Below are 22,224 nucleotides of genomic sequence, written 5' to 3'. Positions count from 1 at the left end.
ATATACTTTGTGTGGGCAGTATCGGTAAGAACTGCACCTGTTTGACCATCATTTATACGCGAAATCTGCCTAGATCCATTTAGGACCAGGACAGAGGGATGAGTTTAATAATGAGAACACCCACTATCCTTCTGCACTTTTTTGTAGAAGGTTATTTTTATGTCTTTCTCATTATCAGTAGATCATCACCTCTTCCTATTAAAAAAGGAGGAAGTAGGATGAAACAAACGACTGATTTTTTGAAAATGAAAAGTAAAGGTGAGAAAATAGCCATGCTCACGGCATATGATTTTCCACAGGCTAAATTATCAGAGCAAGCTAATGTCGATATGATTCTTGTCGGCGACTCACTAGGAATGGTTGTATTAGGTTATGATTCAACGATTCCGGTCACAATGGATGATATGATTCACCATGCTAAAGCTGTGAAGCGCGGGGCAAAAGACACTTTTATCGTGGTAGATATGCCGTTTATGAGCTACCATATTTCCATGGAAGACGCGCTCATAAATGCGAGAACCCTGATTCAAGAAACTGGTGCTCATGCAGTTAAGGTTGAGGGTGGAGATGAAGTAATAGATAAAATTACTGCAATGACAAATGCAGGTATACCAGTTGTCGCACATTTAGGTTTAACACCACAATCCGTTGGTGTGTTAGGTGGTTACAAAGTACAGGGTAAAGATGCAAAAGCAGCCCAAAAACTAATCAATGATGCAAGAAAATGTGAACAAGCGGGGGCTTTTGCTCTTGTTCTTGAATGTGTGCCGCAACAGCTATCTAAAGAAGTATCATTAATCTTAAATATCCCGACAATTGGGATTGGTGCGGGTGTGCATACAGATGGCCAAGTACTTGTGTACCATGACATTCTCACATATGGCGTGGAGCGCGTACCAAAGTTTGTTAAGCGCTATTTAAATAGTGGAGAAATGATGGAAGAAGCCATTTCTTCCTATGTAAAAGAGGTTAAGAGTGGACAATTTCCAGAGGATAGCCATTCTTTTAATATGAAAGAAGAAGAACTTTTAAGTCTCTACGGAGGAAAGAAATGAAAAAAGTGACAAGCATCAAAGAAATGCAGAAAATCATCAAAGGCTTCCAACGAGAAGGAAAATCAATTGGGCTTATCCCGACTATGGGTTATTTGCATGAAGGCCACTTAACATTAGCTAAAAAAGCACGTTCACAAAATGATATAGTCGTCATGAGTGTTTTTGTAAATCCGCTACAGTTCGGAGAAAATGAAGATTTAGCCACTTATCCGAGAAATTTAGAAAGAGATATGCAATTAGCAGCAGAAGTGAAGGTAGATTACCTGTTTCATCCAGCAGCAGAAGAAATGTATCCGCAGAAGCAAGCAATAACAATGCATGTTGAAGAAAGAACAGAAAGACTTTGTGGTGCTTCTAGACCTGGACATTTTGACGGTGTTGTCGTGGTTGTTTCTAAATTATTTAATATAATTCAGCCGGAAAGAGCTTACTTCGGTAAAAAAGACGCACAACAACTTGCTGTAATAGATTTGCTTGTGAAAAATTTAAATTTTCCGATTGAACTTATTGCAGTGGATACGGTGAGAGAAAGTGATGGATTGGCAAAGAGCTCAAGAAATGTATTTTTAACAGAAATAGAGCGCAAAGAGGCGGCTGTGCTTTTTGAAAGTTTACAGGCAGCGGAAGCAATCATCACAGAAGGAGAAAAAAATACAGCACGTATCATTGACGTGATGAAAACAATGCTCCATGAGAAGACAAGTGGTGAAGTCGATTATATTGAGGTTCTTTCTTATCCAGAATTACAACCAAGCGATGAAGTTAATGGTGTAATCATTATAGCGTTGGCCGTGAAATTTACCAAGGCCCGCTTAATCGATAATATCATCATCACAGCATGAGGTCATAGAGGAGGGTTTAATATGTACAGAACAATGATGAATGGCAAAATTCATAGAGCAACAGTAACAGAAGCGAACCTAAACTACGTCGGCAGTATTACGATTGATAGTGATATTTTAGATGCTGTTGATATGTTACCAAATGAGAAGGTACAAATCGTTAATAACAATAATGGAGCAAGATTCGAAACGTATATTATTCCTGGTGAAAGAGGGAGTGGTGTTATTTGTGTTAATGGCGCTGCAGCACGTCTCGTTCAACAAGGGGATATTGTGATTATCATTTCATATGCTCAAGTAGCGGAGGAAAAACTCAAAGGTCATCAACCAAAAGTAGCGATTATGGGAGCAGATAATCAAATCATTGATATGCTTCACCAGGAACCAGCTAGTACGATTTTGTAAAATTATAGAACTGTTTGAGAAAAATGCTTGAGTGAATAAGCACGAACAAATTCTGTTTTAAAAAAGGATTTGTTTGTGCTTTTTATTGTGTTTATCGATACAAATAGTTACTAAGCAGATAGGGTTCATTGCAGACTTGTTATATTCATAGTTTCTTTTTGCACAAAATGACAACAGTTTTAGTTAATAATGGTAAAATAATTCGTATGAGTATGAAGGTATAAAGAGAAATAAACCATTGAAGGAGACGGTCAAGGTGAAAAAAACAGCTTTATTATTAGCATTAGCAGTCTTGTCGATATTCATCATTGTTGCGTGTAGTAACGGAGAGACAAAAAAAGAAGAAGTTTTAGATGAGGATGAATCAATTGAGGCTGTAGCAGATAAAGCAAATGATATAAAAGATGAAGAAAATCCAGTTTCTCAAACTTCGTTACCTATTCCCCAATCGTTTAAGGAATCAGTTGACTATGGTTACACAGGGGAATGGGCGATGAAGGAATTTTCCAATGAAGTAAAGTCGGCACTTGATCAGCTACCCTCTATTACGATGGAGGCTACAGAAGAAGAGATTGATGCTTATGAACGTGACATCTTTTCCCTATTTAAAGAGAATTTAAGTATGCCAAATGTACCGATTGATCAATGGCAAGCAATGAAATTTGCAGATCCAACCGTTACAGATGAGGAAAGCCAATTAAAGAAAAATTATAATGTAGCTATATTACTTGATGCTAGTGGTAGTATGGGTGCCCTAGAAAATGGTAAAACAAGAATGGAACTTGCAAAAGAAGCGATTAATCAATTTGTTGATAGTTTGCCAGAAAAAGCGAAAGTTTCATTAACTGTATATGGACATAAAGGAACAGGAGATGAAGCAGATAAAGAAGTTTCATGCAGTACTGTAGAAGAAGTGTATTCTCTTTCAGCCTATGATAGTAAAGAGTTTACAAATGCTCTAGGTAAATTTAATCCAGCTGGATGGACACCAATGACAAAAGCAGTTGAACAAGCAATGGTTAATTTAGAATCACATGATGGTTCAGAGAATACGAATATTATTTATCTTGTGAGTGATGGAATCGAAACTTGTGGAGGAAATCCTGTACAGGCAATGGAAAAACTGAGTGATTCTAACTTAAGTCCAGTCGTTCAAATCATTGGCTATCAAGTTAATAACGATGGCTTAACGCAGTTGAAAGAAATGGCAAGGGCTGCAAATGGGCAGTTTATTAATGTCCAAAATCAAGAGGATTTAAAGGCAGAATTTAAACGAACCACGGAAATGGCTGAAGTATGGTCAGAATGGCATAGAAATAGCAATGATGCCATTAATAATCTTAATAAAACGGTGCAAAAACAATTAAATGACTGGCATCAAAAAGAGCAGGAAAAGATGAATAGAGAGCGTAAAAATCTACAATTGGCTATCAATTATTTAAATGAGGAAAACAAGATAGATACCGATGTTTTCTTACGCTTAGATGAAAACTATCGGGCATACTATTTACAAGTCGATAAAGAAGCACGTAATCTTTATCTTGAACTGGATCAACTGAACAGGGAATCATTTCTTGATAACTGGGAAGAGATTAGTGAGATATTCTTAAAAAACGTGAGTGAATAAGAAGATAGAATGTACAATTTGCAAAAGTGTTCAGAAGAGAAGAAAAGCTCATTTGGTTAGGTGTAAATTGATAGGGTTATGCAAATTTATTAGAATTATTTACTATAAACGAAGGGTATCTTTTTGATGATTAAACTCCTCATTTGCGAAATAAAGAAAGATAACTTTCTCTTTTATCCTTTTTATGATAACGTTTTGTGTGACAGAATGTTCGAGGTGTAACCATGAGTAATAAATATGTTGTCGTAGATTTAGAAACAACAGGAAATTCACCTAAAAAGGGTGATCAAATTATACAATTAGCAGCAGTAGTGATTGAAAATGGACAGATAACTGAACAGTACGCTTCACTTGTACAACCAAGTCACAGTATTCCTCCATTTATAGAAGAACTAACCGGACTAACAGACGAAATGGTGGCCACAGCACCTAAATTTTCAGAGATTGCCAAGAAAGTGGAGCAAATGCTTGAAGGTGCCTACTTCGTTGCACATAATGTCCTTTTTGATTTATCGTTTTTACAGGAAGAGTTTAAAATGGCTGGTTTAGCCGGTTTTTATGGGCCAATTATAGATACAGTTGAACTGGCAAGGATTTTTTTACCAAGTGAGGATAGCTATAAGCTATCTGATTTATCGCTAAACTTAAGTCTCTCTCATGTGAGACCACATCAAGCGGATAGCGATGCTTATGTAACAGCAGAATTACTTTTAATATTAGAACAGAAAATGAAAAGCTTACCATTGCTTACTTTGAAACAATTAAAAGATATTTCCTTTGGCTTAAAAAGTGACTTAGATTTATATTTAGATGATTGGATTCAATGGAAAGAGGAGAGCCATCAATCCCTTCCTAGCAATTTAGAAATTGATCATGGAATCGCTCTTCGTAAAAGTCAAAACAAGCAAGAAGGTAAATTAAACAAATCTGGTATCTTGTATCCTTATACAAAAGAAGAAAAAGAAGCTTATTTGCAAAAAGTGTTCAAACCTTTTGAATCACGAGAGGGACAATATCAGATGATGGATGCAGTTTATAAGGCATTTATTTCCGAACAACATTCACTTATTGAAGCGGGAACTGGTGTAGGTAAATCATTGGCTTATTTACTTCCTTCTATTATTTTTTCTTTGCAGGAAAACGAAAGAATTGTGATTAGTACCTTCACAACTCAACTTCAAGATCAATTGCTTCAGAAAGACTTACCTTTACTAACGCAAATGATACCAATGCCAATAAAGGCAAGTATTCTAAAGGGAAGAAATCATTATATTAGTTTAGCAAAGTTTATTCATACACTTAGAAGTCATGATGATAACTATGATACATGCTTAACGAAGATGCAAATTTTAGTATGGTTAACGGAAACAACAACAGGCGATGTCGACGAACTTAATTTATCTAGTGGCGGTCAATTGTATTGGAATCAAATTAAAAATAACCGCATGTTATTTATTAACGACAAGGACTTTAGAGAAAAAGACTTTTATAATCGTGCAAAGAAGCAAGCTGAGTCAGCACAATTGATTATTACGAATCACAGTATGTTACTTTCTGATACAATCAGTGATTATGATATCTTGCCATCATATCAATATGCAATTATTGATGAGGCTCATCATTTTGTAAAAGCTGCATCTCCTTATTTTGGACGCATGCTAGATTTTATGACTGTTCGGCTCACGATTAATAAATTAGGATTATTCGAACAAAAAGAGTGGATCTTTCAGCTTGAGCAATTGCTAGAAGAAGTCGGTGTTTCAAATGAGGTTATTCATTCATTTGAGGTAAATGAGATGATGGAGAGCTTACATACAGAAATGGATGAGTTCTTTTACTTAATTTCGAAGCTTGTGCAAAAATCTAGTCCTAAGAAGAGTAAATTAGTGCGAGTGAAAATGAATGTCCAAAACCTAATCGCTAAATATGGGCGTCAAATGGATATCCAAGTGGAGAGGTTTTCTTCTATTCTAAAAGAGGTTATTCAAATGTTGACAGCAAGGCTACATGCTATTCAAAATGGACCATCTCCTATTGCGGAAAAGTCACAGCCTCTATTAGAAGATGTCGCATCTGCTGTAAGGGAATTAGAAGGTTATGTCAATTCGTTGGACTTCTTTTTTAAAAACAGCCAAGATTCTCCCTTAGCATCATGGGTAGAAGTTGATTTACGTGCAATTCAGAATGTCACTTCTATTTATGCGGAACCATTAGATGTCTCTGAACGGCTAAGTCAGTCCTTTTTTACCAAGAAAAAAAGTGTTGTTTTAGCCTCTGCTACAATGACCGTAAACCAGTCGTTTCAATATATGGAGAAAGAATTAGGCCTAGAAGGTTTACCTTGTACTAGTCAGCAAATCCCTTCACCATTTCAATATGAAAGACAAGTGAAAATGATTATACCGAAAGACTTACCAGATATTAAAGCGGTGAAAATGGAAGAGTATATTGCCAGTATCGCAGAGCAAATTATTTCCGTTGCTGAAGTAACCAAGGGGCGCATGCTCATTTTATTCACTTCATTTGAAATGCTTAAAGAAACGTATCAACTCATAAAGGAATCGGACTTTCTTAGTGAGTACGCGATCTTTGCTCAAGGAATCTCAGGAGGTAGTCGCTCGCGATTGACGAGAAATTTCCAAAAGTTTGATAAAGCGATATTATTAGGCGCAAGTAGTTTTTGGGAGGGTGTAGATATTCCTGGAGAAGACTTATCATGCTTGATTATCGTTCGCCTACCATTTGCACCGCCTGATGACCCTGTAGCTAGTGCGAAAGCTGCAAAGATGAAAAGAGATGGGGGAAATCCTTTTAAAGAGCTCGCTATACCGGAAGCTGTGATTCGTTTTAAACAAGGGTTTGGCCGCTTAATTCGTTCGAATACCGACAGGGGTGTTGTGATTGTATTTGATAGAAGAATTAAAACTGCAAGTTATGGAAAAGCTTTTCTACAATCGATACCGTCTGTTGAAGCTAAAGAGTGTGATTTGAATGAAACGATTCATATCATTGAAGAATGGTTATAATTTTTAAAAACTAATCGTCTAATATTTATGCAAACCATTTTTACTGGTATACTATTAGACGTAACAGAGAAAATCGGCCTTACTTGTCAAGGAGGAAATACAGATGGAAAGCAAGATTGAGATCTTATCAACAGTAACGATTCAAAATAGTCCAGATTTATACAAAGTTGTTGATAGTTTAAACAGAACATTAAAAGAAAAAGATTTAATGTTCGGCTTAGCATTGGATAAGGATGATGATAGCAAAGCTGTTTTTACAATATATCGTACATAGGTAGTGAAAAGAATGAAAAAAATACTAATCATCGTACTAGCCATTATGGTTGTCATTATCGGTTTTTCGGCAAAAGTTTATATAAAAGCGATGGAGCCGATAAATCAAGCGGAAAAAGTGGCAAAAGAAAAAGCGGAAAATGAGGCGGATCTACAGACCGTAAAAAGAGTAACTCTATATAATGGTAATGAAACGTATTACATTATTGATGGCATTACACAAGAAGATGAAGAGGTGTATGTATGGGTTTCAGCCGATTCTGAGGATGAAGTGATTATAAAAAATAAAGAAGATGGGATTTCAAAAGAAGAAGCAATCGAAAAGGTAAAGAATAAAAAAAATCCCAATGATATTATTTCTGTCAACCTTGGAATGGAAAAATCTATCCCTCTGTGGGAGATTTCCTATAAAACTGGCGAAGGCCTTCTGAATTATTATGTAATAGATTATGAGACAGGTAACGAAGAATTAAAAATATTAGAAAATCTTTAAATAAGTGGTTTGGCTGACTATTCCATGGTCAGCTTATATATATAAAGATAGATTACACATTCTGGAGGATTAGGATAATGAACTTTGAACTAGCACAAAGAGTGCAATCACTGACACCATCTACAACTTTAGCAATTACAGCTAAGGCAAAAGAAATGAAGGCACAAGGAATTGATGTTATTGGTTTAGGTGCGGGTGAACCAGACTTTAATACACCCCAGCATATTATTGATGAAGCTGTTCAATCTATGAATGAAGGATATACGAAGTATACTGCAGCTGCAGGACTTCCTAAACTCAAAGAAGCCATTTCTAACAAGTTTAAACAAGATCAAGGGATTGATATTCCAGCGTCGGATATTATTGTTACAAGTGGTGCTAAGCATGCGTTATACACTTTATTCCAAGTCATCTTGAATAAAGGTGATGAGGTCATTATTCCAACTCCGTATTGGGTAAGTTATCCAGAGCAAGTTAAACTAGCAGGCGGAAAGCCGGTATTTATTGATGGTCTTGAAGAAAATGAATATAAGGTCACGCCTCAGCAGTTAGAGACAGTTATAACAGATCGCACAAAAGCCGTCATCATTAATTCACCTAGTAACCCAACAGGCATGCTTTATAGCAAACCGGAACTAGAAGCGATTGGTGAATTTTGTTTGAAACATAATATCTTAATTATTTCTGATGAAATCTATGAAAAGTTGACTTATGATGGACATCAGCATATTTCGATCGCACAAATCAGTCCAGAATTGAAAGAGCAGACGATTATCATCAATGGAGTTTCAAAGTCTCATTCAATGACAGGGTGGAGAATTGGTTATGCTGCCGGAAATACAGCCATTATAAAAGCAATGACAAACCTTGCAAGTCATAGTACATCTAATCCAACTACTCCTTCTCAATACGGAGCGATTGTAGCTTATAATGGTTCACAGCAACCTGTAGAAGAAATGAAAAATGCGTTTGAAGAACGTTTAAATATTATCTATCAACAATTAGTAGCTATTCCAGGTTTCACATGTATTAAACCACAAGGTGCTTTTTATCTATTCCCTAACGTAGAAGAAGCAGCAAAGCTTACAGGTTATGAAGATGTTGATGCGTTTGTAAAAGGATTATTAGAAGAAGCGAAGGTAGCTGTTATTCCTGGTTCTGGTTTTGGATCTCCGAAAAATATTCGTTTATCGTATGCGACATCACTTGACCTATTAGAAGCAGCTGTTCGTCGAATACATGAATTTGTGAATCAAAAACTGCAGTAATCGTTAAAGGAAGTGGAGCCCTTCACTTCCTTTTCTCATGCTAGAGTTATGTATGATGAAAAGTTGCCTCGAGAATCAGAGAAGGGTATAATAAAGGCGACTTGAATCTAATTGGTAAATGTTTTTGGAAGGGGTATTAAATTGATTAAAACGACAATTGCTGAAACGTATAAATATGTTGATCAAGAAGTAAAAATAGGTGCATGGATTGCAAATAAACGCTCCAGTGGGAAAATTGCCTTTCTACAGCTACGTGATGGGTCTGGCTTTATCCAAGGTGTGGTTGTAAAAGCAGATGTTTCTGAAGAAGTATTTAAAGCAGCAAAATCGGTTACACAAGAATCTAGTGTGTACGTAATAGGGAAAGTACAAAAAGAAGATCGTTCACCTTTAGGTTATGAATTACTCGTTACAGATGTAGAAGTGATTCATGAATCTACTGATTATCCAATTACGCCGAAAAATCATGGAACAGAGTTTTTGATGGATCACCGTCACCTATGGTTACGTTCACGAAAACAACATGCTGTGATGAAAATTCGTAATGAAATCATTCGTGCTACATATGAATTCTTTAATGAAAATGGTTTCTCAAAGGTTGATCCACCGATTCTAACAGGTAGTGCACCTGAAGGAACATCTGAATTATTTGCTACCAAGTATTTCGATGAAGATGCATACTTATCTCAGAGCGGTCAATTATATATGGAAGCTGCGGCGATGGCTTTAGGGAAAGTTTTCTCATTTGGGCCAACATTCCGAGCTGAGAAGTCAAAAACGAGACGCCATCTAATCGAATTTTGGATGATTGAACCGGAAATGGCTTTTTATGAGTTTGAAGACAATCTGAAAGTGCAAGAAGAATATGTCTCCTATATTGTCCAAGCTGTTGTGAAAAACTGCCAAGTTGAATTGAAGACATTAGACCGAGATGTGTCTAAATTGGAGAAAATTCAAGCACCATTCCCAAGAATTTCATATGATGAAGCCATTACATTTTTACAAGAAAAAGGGTTTGATGATATTACATGGGGAGAAGACTTTGGCGCGCCACACGAAACAGCGATTGCCGAGAGCTATGATAAACCCGTTTTTATTACACATTACCCAACAAAAATCAAGCCTTTCTACATGCAGCCAGATGCTGAAAGAGAAGATGTTGTCCTTTGTGCGGATTTAATAGCGCCAGAAGGATATGGAGAAATTATTGGCGGATCAGAGCGTATCCACGATTACGAGCTATTGAAACAAAGATTGGCAGAACATGAATTAGACATGGATGCATACAAATGGTATTTAGAATTAAGACAATACGGTTCAGTTCCTCATTCTGGTTTTGGATTAGGTCTAGAGCGAACAGTTGCTTGGATTAGTGGTGTGGAGCATGTGAGAGAGTCGATTCCATTCCCAAGACTTCTAAACCGTTTATATCCTTAAGCTTTTCACACAATAACAAACGAAAAAGAGTCATTTTGTGGCTCTTTTTCACTTTTTTACACCTTTTATTTGAATACATTTCTATACTTTTCTTAAAAGGGTTCATGATATACTTGTATGGAGGTGTGTATGATGCCAAAGAAGATATTATTAAAATGGTTACAGGAAAAAGACATTACAATTCCTGGAGCTTTATTAACGCAGTACAAAGCAATGAACCTAAAAGAAGAGGAAGTAGTCCTTATCCTCCATTTGATTTCAATTAGTGATAAGGGAAATGACTTCCCGACACCTTTTGAACTTGCAGAAGTAATGACCTATTCAGCAGAGGACTGTGCGGGGATGCTTCGCCGTTTAATACAAAAAGGGTTAATCACTATAAATGAGGGTTATAGTGAAGAGGGTATTCGCTTTGAAAAATACTGTTTAGATAATTTTTGGGAAAAATTAGCAGATGCTTTTTTAATTGCAGATAAAAGAAATGAAGCAAAAGAAAATCAGCAAGACGAAATTGATTTGTATTCAGTGTTTGAAAGTGAATTTGGCAGGCCGCTCTCTCCTTTTGAATGTGAAACTCTAGCGCTTTGGTTAGATGATGACCATCATGAGGTGAAAATCATTAAGGCAGCATTAAAAGAAGCGGTCATATCTGGTAAATTGAATTTCCGCTATATTGATCGTATCTTGTTTGAATGGAAAAAGAATGGTATAAAAACAGTAGAACAAGCAACGAATCAAGGGAAGAAATTTAGACAAAACCAAGTGAAGAGAATGAAAAGTGTAGAGAATAGTGATAAGAGAAATGAGTCGCTACCTTTTTATAATTGGTTAGAACAATAGTATGAATGGTGATGATATATGTTAAATAAGAAAGACATTAGATATTGTTTAGATAAGATGGGAGAAATGTTTCCCGATGCTCACTGCGAGCTCGTTCATAAGAATCCTTTTGAACTTGTAATTGCGGTGGCATTATCAGCGCAGTGTACCGATGTATTAGTGAACAAAGTGACGAGCAAGCTTTTTTTAAAGTACAAAACACCAGAGGATTATTTAAATGTATCCATTGAAGAATTACAACAGGATATCCGCTCGATTGGTTTATATAGAAATAAGGCAAAAAATATTCAAAAACTATGTCGGATGTTAATAGATGACTATGATGGTGTGGTTCCTGCTGATCGGGATGAATTAACAAAGTTACCAGGAGTCGGAAGGAAGACAGCGAATGTGGTTGTATCAGTGGCTTTTAATGTCCCTGCAATAGCTGTTGATACACATGTGGAGAGGGTAAGTAAACGTCTTGGCTTTTGTAGATGGAAGGATTCAGTTCTAGAGGTCGAAAAAGCACTTATGAAGAAAATACCAGAAGAAGAGTGGTCTGTGACCCACCACCGCTTAATTTTCTTTGGGCGCTACCATTGCAAAGCACAAAATCCAAAGTGTCAGGAATGTCCCGTTCTTGATATTTGTAGAGAAGGTAAAAAGAGAATGAAAAGTTTAGGTGCGTAAAATAATATGAATGAGCGGTTAAAAAGGTTACAACATCCTTTTTTTAATAATATACAGGATCAAGTAGGAGAGTTTGTCCCATTTTATTACGAAAGAAAGTTGTATCAAGGAATAGCTTCTGAAAAACCTTGGGAAGAGTCAGAGCGATTCATCGCAATGATTCTTAAAGAATGGGATCAATTAAAGATCAGGCTAAAATCAGCCCATCAACAAAGAAATAAGCAGGAAGCAGAGCAACTCATGGTTTTGGGAGTTGCCCTTTTAGTTCAATATGTTTATTGGTTAAATGAAAAACCAGTATCATTGGATGAACAACAAATAGGTGATGGCTTGGTACATCTCCCATTCAACTTTGCCGATCGATTACAATTTATTATGGGGCAACCTGCACTTCATTTAGCTTTTATTCAATTAATTGAACTCATAAATGAAGTGATTAAATTAGATGCTAAGAATAGGATAAGAAAAAAACACTCGAAGCAATAAAAATGCGAAGAGTGTTTTTTTCTTATGCAGAAACTTAAGTAAATGCCTGCTTGAATATTTTGAAGAAAATCACACAGGTAAGATAAAAGCAGAGAAGATAGCTTCTCTGCTTTTAAAATAACGATTATTCCTCAGGATTTTCATCTGGTGGTGATGGTTCTTCTTCAGGTGATTGATTTTCTTCTTCACTATTATCTTCATTACCATTACCATTACCATTCTCATTACCATTGTTGTTATCGTTGCCCTCACCATTGTTATTTCCATTACCATCGCCATTTTCGCTGTTATTTCCGTCACCATTGCCATTCTCGTTATCATTGCCACCTTCTTCGTCTCCAGGTGGTTGTTGTCCATCACCTGGCGTTTCTTCTTCAGGTGGTTCGACTTCTTCTGGCTCTTCTTCATTGGCCGGTATGTTAACAGATGTTTGGGCAGCATCACTTTCCTTACCATCTTGAACCGCTTTTACAGTGAAGGTATATGTGCTATCAGGTTCAGGATTTTCAATCGTAAGTGATGTTTCAGATGTTGTCGTGAGCTCTTGGGCTCCGCCATCATTAATAGCGCCGGTTACCACAAACTGAGTATTATCTTTGTCTTTATGTTTCCATACGAGTTCGATCGTATTGGCTTCTTTATTATATTTGGCATTGAAACCATTCGGTGCTTCAAGCTTATCGAACTTTTCAGAGACTGTTTTTGGTGCATTTCCTTTGACAGCGTACTCTGTAATAATTTGATCACTTGGTGTATATTCACTTGCTAGTTTTGCAGGGTTGCTACCTTTTTCAATCGCCACTTTTTCAACAGAGTTAGGCATTTTGAAATCAGCTGTTTCTTTCCCTTCTGAAGCATATTGCATAATGTTTTTAAAGAGCATTTGGGCAATCTTCTGATCGTAACCGTTTGATGGTAGGTAAGTCTTCCTACTTTCATATCCGGTCCAAATTGCTGCCGTATAATTCGTTGTATAACCAGCAAACCAGGCATCTGGTGTTGCACCGTTAGGGATATCATACTTTTGTTTTTCTTCTGCTGTATAATTTGTTGTTCCTGTTTTTCCAGCTACAGGTAATCCCTGGATATTTGCTGTTGTACCGGTACCGCTTGAGATAGCTGTCTTCAGCATATCTGTAATCATAAAGGCAGTGTAATCATTCATCACCGCTTCACTTTCAGGTGTGGTGTCAATCTTCGTACCATCACGCATTTCAATGGCTTTGACAGTATGAGGATCTGTATAGAAACCTTCATTGGCAAATGCGCTATAAGCACCTGCCATTTCCATTGGAGAAACGGCCTTTGTACCAAGTACAGATGACTCATAATACTCATCTTTAAAGTTAAAGCCTAGTCGATTAGCAAATTCCATTGATTGCTCAGTGCCCACTTCTTGAATAGCTTTAACAGCAGGTATATTCCGTGACTCTGCCAATGCTTGGCGCATAGTCATCGTCCCTTTAAACGAGTTATCCCAGTTATTTACTTCGGTTCCTTCACTGTATTTATATGGCTCATCAACAAGTGTATGATAAGTGCCCCATTGATTAAATTCAATGGCAGGTGCATATCCGGCGATCGGTTTAAATGTTGAACCTGCTTGACGTTTTTGGTCTGTGGCAAAGTTGAAGCCACGTTTTACTTCTTGATTCCGTCCGCCGCCAATCGCCCGAACTTCACCATTACTTGAATCTAATAAAGTAATCCCTGCTTGGAATTCTTCATCTGGATATTGTATGACATCTTCGCTATTTAAGATATTTGAAACATATTTTTGGATATCTTTGTCTGCTGTTGTATGAATTGTTAAACCATCGGAAAAGATATCGAGGTCAGGGTATTTTTCAGTTACTTCATCAATGACAACATCGACAAATGAATCATATGGTGTATCATCTTCTATTTCTCTTTCACCTTCAGGAACTAACCCTTCAGTGATAGGAATAGATTGTGCTTCAGTCTTTTGCTCTTCGGAAATGAATCCATGTTGGTTCATTAAAGATAAAACAATGTTACGTCGTTTTTCAGCATTTTCTGGATGAGTAAACGGGTTATAGTTGTTTGGACTTTGCGGCATCCCTGCAAGTAATGCGGCTTCATGTAACTCCAGTTCATCCAAATCTTTACCAAAATATAAACGTGATGCTGTTAAAACACCGTGACTATTTTCTGACATGTAAATTTTATTCACATACATTTCAAAGATTTCTTGCTTTGTATATTTTCGTTCCAATTGGAATGAAAGCCAAGCCTCTTGTGCTTTACGGCTAATTGTTTTTTCATTATTTAAGAATGAGTTCTTTACGACCTGTTGTGTAATCGTACTAGCGCCCTCAGAACCAAAACCTTTTGTTACGTTGGCGATAACTGCTCCACCTAATCGAATTAAATCCATGCCATTATGTTCATAAAAGCGAACATCTTCTGTTGCTAGAAAAGCATTTTCAACAAGGTCGGGTATATCTTCATATTCAACATAATCTAAATTTCCAGCACCGACTTCCGTAATTTTTTCTCCATTTATATCGAGAAGTACCGACGGAATAGGGTCCTTTAATAGTGCTGGATCTAGCTCGGGAGCATCCTTAACCATAAAGGCAAATGTAGCTGCGCCTGCAATCATCCCAACAATACCGAGTGCAATTAATGTGAGAAAAATCTTCTTGAATAGCGTTTTCCCTGATTTTTTCTTCTTCGGTTTAGGTGATTGCTGTTGTTGTTTTCGGCGCTCCTCCCTAGATTTATACTGTTCTGACATATAAGTCCTTCCTTTCTATCTCAAACCTTATGTTGAGCTATCAAGCTGATAAATGTTATCTAATATCTTAATATAATCAATTCTTGGTTGAAAGCCAAGTATTATGCGATGCCCTTTTTCTCTCACTTCATCCTTTGTCATCGATTTCCTTCCACCATTTTCCATACGTTCCCAAAAAACGAGTAATTCCTTAGCCTCTAGTAAAAATAACTCGTCAGTTGTCGAAAAGCGTAAAATGACAAAGCAAATGCCCCTTTGTTTAATGATGTTCCTCATATGTTCAATTTGATGTAAATGGAAGTTATTAAAAGGAAATGAAGTAGTGTTTTTAGTTTCCTTTGCTTCGAAATCAATATACTTACCCTTATAAATGCCGTTATAGTCAGTTGTGGATGCCTGTTTAAAGTATGCTTCTTTAATAACGGCTGCACTTCTTGCAGGATAATCCACTTGAACAATCTGTACTGGTGTTGGTTTCTTGTGTATGACCGCGATCCCTCTATCTAAGTAATATTGGTTGCTGTCGTTAATATCGTCCTCCAATGTCATACCTCTTTTACCATATGACGGATTCTTGCGTTTACTTTTTTCTAATGTGCTTTTTTCTGCAGGTACGTATTTCCTCCCGTTCGGGTAATGAAATGCCATAGACTTCACCTCACAAACTATACCTTATCATACCAGAAGCAAGATGTAATCGGGTGGTCAAAAAGCACTAATCCAACAAGGTGTACTTGTTTTGTAATATTTGACGTAATAGAAGGCAAAAATGTTTCATTTTCTTTTCAGTGTTGCCGTTTAGTCATATTTTCAAACGTTTATTCATATGCTGTCGAAAGAAGGTCATTATATAAAAAATCCTTCTTTCTTTGCCGAATCAGTTCTAGTTTTGTCAATCGCAAAGGAGAAAGAAATAGGAAAGCGAATGTACATTATATCAAAGACGCGACCTTAAAGGAGGCATGACTTGTCAATGAAACCCAATATGACAGAAAAACAAGAATTGTTACTCATGCTAGAGGATATCTATAATCAATTGGAGGCTTTAGAGACAGCTGTGCAAAAGAATCTACAACAATTAAAGTTCAATCAACAAGAAGAACAAATAGAAAAAGTAGAAGCGTGTCATGAAAAGTTAGAGGAATTAGAAAAGTTTCCGATGGACGAGCTTCATCAACAAGATACGACGGATTCACATTTTGTGAAATACAAACTTGGTTATCGCTAATCATTTACGAGTAGTATAGTCGTAAGCTACAATAAGGTTAGCTCATCTATGATTTTTACAGAATGACTGGAGATGAACATGATGAACAAGCTAGCCAAACACTCAAAAGAGATGTTAATGCATTTGGATTGGATAGAGAAGCGCTATATAGATGGTAGAAAAGAAAATAAAAAAGCGGATTTTTTCGGCGAAGTTAAGCCGTATGCAGACAAGGTGAAACAAGAGTTGGATGTATGGAAGGAAGAAGCACTTCATTTTTTACAGTCCAAAGCAACAAAGAAGCTGTGGCCGATGCAAATTAATTCCGCCTATGACCAAATTGAAACATGCTCCATTCAAGCCTTTTACCCTGAAACAAGTAAATCGAGATTTACAAATCAATTGCAGTCTGCAAAATATGTTGTTGAGACGTTGTTAAGAATCGTAGAAGAAAGTGAAGTGTGAACAAGCCTAAGACAGAGGATTTAAAGCTCCTAACTTCGGGCGAATGAAATAATTGAGCGACTTTTTCTTACACAGAATGAGTGGAAAGGGAGAGCAAGCTTCAGTATAAATTATAGAAGGAAAAAGGAGTCACTAAAAAAGTGACTCCTTTTTCCTTCTGAGTTATGAATGTTTTTTCCTATTTCATAGTAATTAGGGATCCGTCTTTAAAAAAACTTTCAGGAATGACAGCACCTAATGATTCTAATTCACGAACAAGATTTCGATAATCCAAAATGGAAATTTCATTGTGGATATAAGCTCGTTTAGAGAAATCTAGTAGTTGGTTCGCGTGATCTGGCTTAACTTCCTTCACTTGTTGAAACTTCTGCTTTAGCTCGTGAATATTCATTTGAATCTTCCTCCCCCAAATAATGAAATAATCTTAAAAGGATACTCATCCAATCATGCGATGAAATATGAAGTTTTAAAGAAATGTAGGAAAAAACAAATCTTTAAATTTATAGTAACACGAAATAAATAGATTGTTTATTTTTCAAAAATTTAAACTTCCGACAAAGTTCAACAATTAATGACAGATTGAAAAGTAAGGATATCTTTTCTAAAATGGAAATATTATTGAGGATAATCACCTAATTCGCCTATTCATCATACAGTATAATGATGATGAATAAGGAGGATGTTTGCCCATGTTTGGCCGTAAAAGAAATGAGAAAAGTAAACGAAATATGCCTGTTGCATGGAGCTTTAATCCATATTATGCACCTTACCAATCTAATATGTCCTACCCTGCTGAAATAAGACAACTGCCGGTAATGCAGTCCGTTCCACACCCAATAATGAATGGACAACAACAGCCATTATGGAATCAATCTCAAATGAATTATGCTTACACGAATAATTATCCCTATCAGACAATTCCATATGGGAATATGTATCCACCTCAACATGATGTAAATAATCACCAACCAAACTACCCTTTACAGGATAGTCCGAATTATTTTCACAATCCACTCGAGCCCAATGAACAGCCGGTAAATAAATCTTATAATATGCAAAGCCAATATAACACCATGAACCCTTATCCAAAACAATCTTTTGTTGCGAAACAACCTAGTAATGTTCAATCGATTATGAATAGCTTTAAGTCACAAGATGGTTCACTTGATTTTAATAAGATGATGGATACAGCGGGACAAATGATGAATGCTGTAAACCAAGTGTCATCAATGGTAAAAGGGGTCGGTGGTTTCTTTAAGGTGTAGGGTTTAAATGCTAATAAGATGATCATAAGGTTCATTGATGAATAAGTAAAAGGCAATGTTCTTTAAGGTGGCAATTATTAATTGGATTAATGCAGACATATACTTACTTTGGCCATGTGACCGCAAAAAATCACATGGCTTTTTATGATGACTTGTTTCAGACATGTCATCATAAAAAAGAGGTAATGCACAGTAATATTTGGCCGCCCTTTTTTCTTCCATTTGAAAGGCTATTTAATAAATATAAATCTGAATGAAAGGTCCTGTATTCGGAAATGGGGGAATTATCAAAAAAATATTGACAATAATGTAGGAAAGATGAAAAATAGTTAGCATGACGAAAGAAGCAGAAGGGGGAAAGAAATGGTTCGTTATATCCAGCAAATGATTATCGTCATCTTTCTTATTTTATTTCTAGCAACTTTACCATCAATCGTTTTAGTTAACCCTACTAATGGTACGGTTAGTTTGAATTTTGCTCAATTTCCATCAATGGTAGGAAATTTCTTTAAAGAGTTGAGCACCGGCAGCTTAGGTACATATTATGTAGGGATGGAGCAAAGGTCGATTGCTTCAGAAATTGGAGATAATTTTTTCACTTCCTTTTATATTGTTTTTGTGGGTGTATTACTTTCAATTCTATTAAGTTTATTATTCGGTATTTTCTTAAGTCGATTTTACTTAACAAAAATTTTCCGTGTCATGATGAATATTATCTCAACCATTCCAGATTTTATTTTTATTATTTTTGCTCTACTCTTTGCGGTGAATATTTATAAATGGACGGGCTTTAGAGTCGTCTCCTTTTTACCGAATGGAGGTGCATTGAATATTTGGTTCCCGATGGTTCTTGTTGCGATTGCTCCTTCTATTTATCTATTTAAATTGATTTCTGAGAGGTACTTTTTAATAGCTGGAGAAGATTATATTCGTACAGCTGTAGCAAAAGGCTTGAAAGTTGATCGTATTAATTTTCAGCATGTGTATAAAAATATTGAGCCGTTTCTCGTAGCTGATTTGGTGAAAGTTTTATCCCTTGCCATCGGTAATTTATTTATTGTGGAATATTTGCTCAACGTGTCAGGTCTAACCAAGTTTGTTTTTCAAAGTTTTGGTGATCCTCAGCCTATTGCCATCGGGCTATTTGGCATGCTATTCATTTCTCTACTTGTCTTTGTAGTTATTAGACTTTTACTTTATTTATTTAAACGAGGGTTTATTTATGAATAAGATATATAATCGAAATTACGCATTGTATTTAGGTATAGTTAGTGTAACGATTGTCTTATTTTTTACGGTATTTGGTCCGAAAATAGCACCACACTCCATCTTCATGGCCTTAGAGGTGAAGTATATTGATGGCGATGTCATTTCACCACCATTAAAACCATTTGAATCAATGGCTTACCCTTTAGGGACTGATCGGTGGGGGTACGATTTATTATCAATGATACTTTATGGTTTGCGATATACGGTGTGGATTGCCATTGCAGTTGCTACGATAAAGATGATAATCGGTACAGTACTGGGGATGTTTATTGGTACATGGAAAAAAACACCGTCTTTCATTATCGCTTTTGAAGGAGCTTGGAGTTATGTACCTGCATTTTTAATTTTATATTTCTGCTTGTTGCCTATTAATTTTGGTTCTATATTGGAAACGCCTATTCTTATAGCATATTTCATCGTTATTGCCTCACTTATTGGTACTCCTAGTATCGTATCTTCTGTTCGGCAAAAAACAGCTGAAATTTATAAAAGAGATTTTGTTTTGGCATCAATGACTCTTGGTGCAAAGAGGTGGAGGCTGTTATGGCGTAACGTGTTTCCCCAATTAAAAGAATCTTTACTTGTGATGTTCACAATGGAAATTGTTTATGTGATTACAATCATGGGACAGTTAGCTTTATTAAATATTTTTATCGGTGGAACGATTGTTAGAAATGATCCTGTTATCTATTTATCGGTTACAAAAGAATTATCTGGTCTTGTTGGACAAGCGAGAGAGAATTTGATGGGCAATCAATATATTTTAATGGTGCCACTTATCATTTTGTTAATAACCACGATATCTTTTAGCTTATTAACCGCGGGGTTAAAAAATAAATTCCAAACAGATTATGCTAGAATGCCTTGGATCAAAACTGGAATTAAACCAAAAGGGAGACCAACACGAAAAAGATTAGGAGTAAAGCGATTTTTAAACTTTAGTTTACATAAAGTAGGTTTTGCTATCCTTTTACTATTATTTGTTTTAGGTGGTATATTTGTTAATCAATATAGTGATTCGAAAATTGGTGTAACAAATGAAAATAAAGGAGACTATTCTTTAGAGCTTTCCATGGAAAGTGCAAATGAGTTTACAGTGAAAGAAGAAGTGTCAGTTAAGAACGAATCAGAAGATAAATGGAAAGAGCTCATTTTTTTTGCACCGAGAAATTTAGCTCAATTAGAACTGAATGAAATCATTGTAAACCAGGAAAATCTACCATATGAAATAAAGGATGACGTTTATTACATTACGTTACCTAAAAAATGGCAAGGCGAGAGTCAATTTGATGTGCAATTTAACTATAGAATGAGAGGAATAGAGGATGCTGATATTTTCCAAGACTGGTTTTTTACCTTAGCACCATATAAAAACGGAAGATGGGCAGAAGCGACAAAAGATAATCCATATATTCATCATCATCATGCATTATTGTCTTCATTTAAAGTGAGTTATGACCTTCAACCAGGATATGCATTTATATCTTCTGCTATTGAGAATGACAAGGAAGAGGTTTCCATCGATGATGTGAAGAATTTCTCCTTTTCTATTGTATCTGATAATTGGGAGAAAAGTGAAAGGATTACACAAAAGGATACGCAGGTTAGCTTTTTGCATCAATCTTCATCACGGAAGGACTTAGCTGAAGAAGAGATCATGGCAGTTTTTGATTATTTTGAAGAGGCGATAGCACCTCTACCATTTAAGCAAGCAGATATTTTTATTAGCGATTCCTTGGAAACTGAGAGTGTGCCTGGTATGGTCATGCTGAATCCAGAAGAAGCTCGGAATCCATATATATTAGCTAAAGAGGTGGCTGCTCTCTATTATGCATCGGCTATCAGTCAGGATCCTCAAAATGATAGCTGGATTGGATCGGGTCTATCGCATTTAGCTGCTTATCAATACGGCGTTGATCAAGGTGAGGAAAGTAAGCAACAGGCTTTGGCTTACTTACAAGAAGAATTAGGGACATTAGAAAAGCATGTGAATGGAAGCCAAGTATCCAATACCAATATCAATGAGGTTGAACATGAAGCCATATTAAATGCACAACCTGCTTGGGAAATAATCGAATTAATCGAAGAACATTACGCTTATAGAGGGATTAGTCCCGAAGAAGTAGGTGAGAAATATTTATCTTCCTTTTACGAACAGTTTGCCGGAAGAGAAGTAGATACTGAAATTTTCCTTCAGTTTACACGAGACTACTTCAGTGTACCTTCAGGAGCTTTTAATCAGTGGTTAAATACAGAAGCAAGTAGAAAATAGATTTACTACTTGCTTTACAGTCATTATATTATTGTAAGCTGATCCTTTTACCTTTTGGTTTAGGCACTTTTACGATGAGTAAGCCATTTGTGTGAGAAGCTTGAATGGTGCTTTCATCGATAATAAAAGGTAAAGGGATCGTCCTAGTTGATTGTTGGAATGCCTGTTTTTTTTGATATATTTGTTGTAAGTCATCTTCACTTGTCTCAATATCGAGTCGGTGAATCGTAATTTTAATATAATTATTAATGGCATTCAATTCAATTTGTTCACGGTTTATGCCTGGTAGTTCCGCTTTTATAATATAATCATCGGCGTTTTCATTTACTTCTACATGAAAAGAAGTAGCGAAAGGAAACGGATTTTTAAAAAAGTCGTCCATTGTCTGCATGAAGTTTTTTACAGGTTTATCATGAAAAAACTGATTCATGGATTTCATTAAATCTCCGAACGGCTCCTTTCTTTTTTCACTCATGTAACTCCCTCCCAAATAAATCAAACATTCCTTTTATTCTATGCACTCGATAAAGTTTGGGTGATTTTAAAACTCAAATAGGCTAG

Annotated in this window: 21 protein-coding genes; 17 read left to right on the top strand and 4 right to left on the bottom strand. The window is 36.2% G+C overall.

Translation table 11 applies throughout. The features are described from left to right. Window positions 1-218 precede the first annotated feature (218 nt). The 12 genes from panB to MKX78_RS15030 all read left to right on the top strand — a co-directional run bounded on the left by panB (window position 219) and on the right by MKX78_RS15030 (window position 12,424). Window positions 219-1,055 (top strand): 3-methyl-2-oxobutanoate hydroxymethyltransferase, encoded by an 837-nt coding sequence (panB, locus tag MKX78_RS15085; RefSeq protein ID WP_307313060.1) that lies wholly within the window; start codon window positions 219-221, stop codon window positions 1,053-1,055. Beyond that, on the top strand, window positions 1,052-1,897 hold the full coding sequence (gene panC, locus MKX78_RS15080) for a pantoate--beta-alanine ligase (protein WP_307313061.1): 846 nt from the start codon (window positions 1,052-1,054) through the stop codon (window positions 1,895-1,897). The genes panB and panC overlap by 4 nt, the downstream gene beginning before the upstream one ends. 21 nt (window positions 1,898-1,918) lie before the next feature. Next, complete coding sequence (gene panD / locus MKX78_RS15075; protein ID WP_095372786.1) at window positions 1,919-2,302, top strand: aspartate 1-decarboxylase; 384 nt, start codon at window positions 1,919-1,921, stop codon at window positions 2,300-2,302. Window positions 2,303-2,558: 256 nt separating this feature from the next. Next, window positions 2,559-3,929: a vWA domain-containing protein gene (locus MKX78_RS15070; protein ID WP_095372787.1), complete on the top strand. Its 1,371-nt coding sequence runs from the start codon at window positions 2,559-2,561 to the stop codon at window positions 3,927-3,929. Between the two features lie 224 nt (window positions 3,930-4,153). Then, window positions 4,154-6,955 carry an ATP-dependent DNA helicase DinG gene (dinG, locus tag MKX78_RS15065; RefSeq protein ID WP_341051532.1) on the top strand — a complete coding sequence of 934 codons (2,802 nt, stop codon included), beginning with the start codon at window positions 4,154-4,156 and terminating at the stop codon, window positions 6,953-6,955. A 103-nt stretch (window positions 6,956-7,058) separates the two neighbouring features. Beyond that, window positions 7,059-7,229 carry a YpmA family protein gene (locus MKX78_RS15060; protein WP_095372789.1) on the top strand — a complete coding sequence of 57 codons (171 nt, stop codon included), beginning with the start codon at window positions 7,059-7,061 and terminating at the stop codon, window positions 7,227-7,229. Between the two features lie 12 nt (window positions 7,230-7,241). Next, window positions 7,242-7,721 (top strand): cell wall elongation regulator TseB-like domain-containing protein, encoded by a 480-nt coding sequence (locus MKX78_RS15055; RefSeq protein WP_341051530.1) that lies wholly within the window; start codon window positions 7,242-7,244, stop codon window positions 7,719-7,721. 77 nt (window positions 7,722-7,798) lie between these two features. Then, on the top strand, window positions 7,799-8,989 hold the full coding sequence (locus tag MKX78_RS15050; protein ID WP_341051528.1) for a pyridoxal phosphate-dependent aminotransferase: 1,191 nt from the start codon (window positions 7,799-7,801) through the stop codon (window positions 8,987-8,989). Between the two features lie 144 nt (window positions 8,990-9,133). Beyond that, on the top strand, window positions 9,134-10,426 hold the full coding sequence (asnS, locus tag MKX78_RS15045; protein WP_157734009.1) for an asparagine--tRNA ligase: 1,293 nt from the start codon (window positions 9,134-9,136) through the stop codon (window positions 10,424-10,426). Window positions 10,427-10,558: 132 nt separating this feature from the next. After that, window positions 10,559-11,266 (top strand): DnaD domain-containing protein, encoded by a 708-nt coding sequence (locus MKX78_RS15040; protein ID WP_307313069.1) that lies wholly within the window; start codon window positions 10,559-10,561, stop codon window positions 11,264-11,266. Window positions 11,267-11,284: 18 nt separating this feature from the next. Continuing rightward, entirely contained in the window at window positions 11,285-11,938 is a 654-nt protein-coding gene (gene nth, locus MKX78_RS15035) for an endonuclease III (RefSeq protein ID WP_095372794.1), read from the top strand. Between the two features lie 6 nt (window positions 11,939-11,944). After that, a complete protein-coding gene (locus tag MKX78_RS15030) occupies window positions 11,945-12,424 on the top strand; it encodes a YpoC family protein (protein ID WP_095372795.1) in 480 nt (159 codons plus the stop codon). A 124-nt stretch (window positions 12,425-12,548) separates the two neighbouring features. Here the strand turns inward: MKX78_RS15030 and MKX78_RS15025 are convergent, their stop codons facing one another. Together MKX78_RS15025 and recU are read right to left on the bottom strand one after the other, a co-directional pair. Then, entirely contained in the window at window positions 12,549-15,185 is a 2,637-nt protein-coding gene (locus MKX78_RS15025; protein WP_341051522.1) for a transglycosylase domain-containing protein, read from the bottom strand. Window positions 15,186-15,212: 27 nt separating this feature from the next. After that, window positions 15,213-15,833, bottom strand: coding sequence for a Holliday junction resolvase RecU (gene recU, locus MKX78_RS15020; RefSeq protein WP_095372797.1), 621 nt, complete (start codon window positions 15,831-15,833; stop codon window positions 15,213-15,215). A gap of 325 nt (window positions 15,834-16,158) precedes the next feature. On the opposite strand from recU, the gene MKX78_RS15015 reads away from it, so the two are divergent. Further along, window positions 16,159-16,413: a hypothetical protein gene (locus MKX78_RS15015; protein WP_341051519.1), complete on the top strand. Its 255-nt coding sequence runs from the start codon at window positions 16,159-16,161 to the stop codon at window positions 16,411-16,413. 81 nt (window positions 16,414-16,494) lie between these two features. Beyond that, complete coding sequence (locus tag MKX78_RS15010; RefSeq protein ID WP_322909551.1) at window positions 16,495-16,857, top strand: DUF1798 family protein; 363 nt, start codon at window positions 16,495-16,497, stop codon at window positions 16,855-16,857. Between the two features lie 178 nt (window positions 16,858-17,035). Here the strand turns inward: MKX78_RS15010 and MKX78_RS15005 are convergent, their stop codons facing one another. Continuing rightward, window positions 17,036-17,248 (bottom strand): YppF family protein, encoded by a 213-nt coding sequence (locus MKX78_RS15005; protein ID WP_095372800.1) that lies wholly within the window; start codon window positions 17,246-17,248, stop codon window positions 17,036-17,038. 298 nt (window positions 17,249-17,546) lie between these two features. Between MKX78_RS15005 and MKX78_RS15000 the strand changes: the two genes are divergently transcribed. From MKX78_RS15000 to MKX78_RS14990, 3 genes are all read left to right on the top strand, one after another. Further along, window positions 17,547-18,122: a YppG family protein gene (locus tag MKX78_RS15000; protein WP_233435226.1), complete on the top strand. Its 576-nt coding sequence runs from the start codon at window positions 17,547-17,549 to the stop codon at window positions 18,120-18,122. A gap of 363 nt (window positions 18,123-18,485) precedes the next feature. Next, entirely contained in the window at window positions 18,486-19,352 is an 867-nt protein-coding gene (locus MKX78_RS14995) for an ABC transporter permease subunit (protein WP_307313084.1), read from the top strand. Next, the gene (locus tag MKX78_RS14990) at window positions 19,345-21,663 is read left to right on the top strand and encodes an ABC transporter permease (RefSeq protein ID WP_341051514.1); all 2,319 of its coding nucleotides are present in this window, start codon (window positions 19,345-19,347) and stop codon (window positions 21,661-21,663) included. The genes MKX78_RS14995 and MKX78_RS14990 overlap by 8 nt, the downstream gene beginning before the upstream one ends. Before the next feature lie 28 nt (window positions 21,664-21,691). On the opposite strand, the gene MKX78_RS14985 is transcribed toward MKX78_RS14990, so the two are convergent. Continuing rightward, window positions 21,692-22,138 (bottom strand): Hsp20/alpha crystallin family protein, encoded by a 447-nt coding sequence (locus MKX78_RS14985; protein ID WP_095372803.1) that lies wholly within the window; start codon window positions 22,136-22,138, stop codon window positions 21,692-21,694. Window positions 22,139-22,224 lie beyond the last annotated feature (86 nt).

Origin of the sequence: Cytobacillus sp. FSL R5-0569 (assembly GCF_038007265.1) — a bacterium.
Taxonomy (GTDB): Bacteria; Bacillota; Bacilli; order Bacillales; family Cytobacillaceae; genus Cytobacillus; species Cytobacillus kochii.
This window is presented reverse-complemented; position numbering and strand designations above follow the sequence as displayed.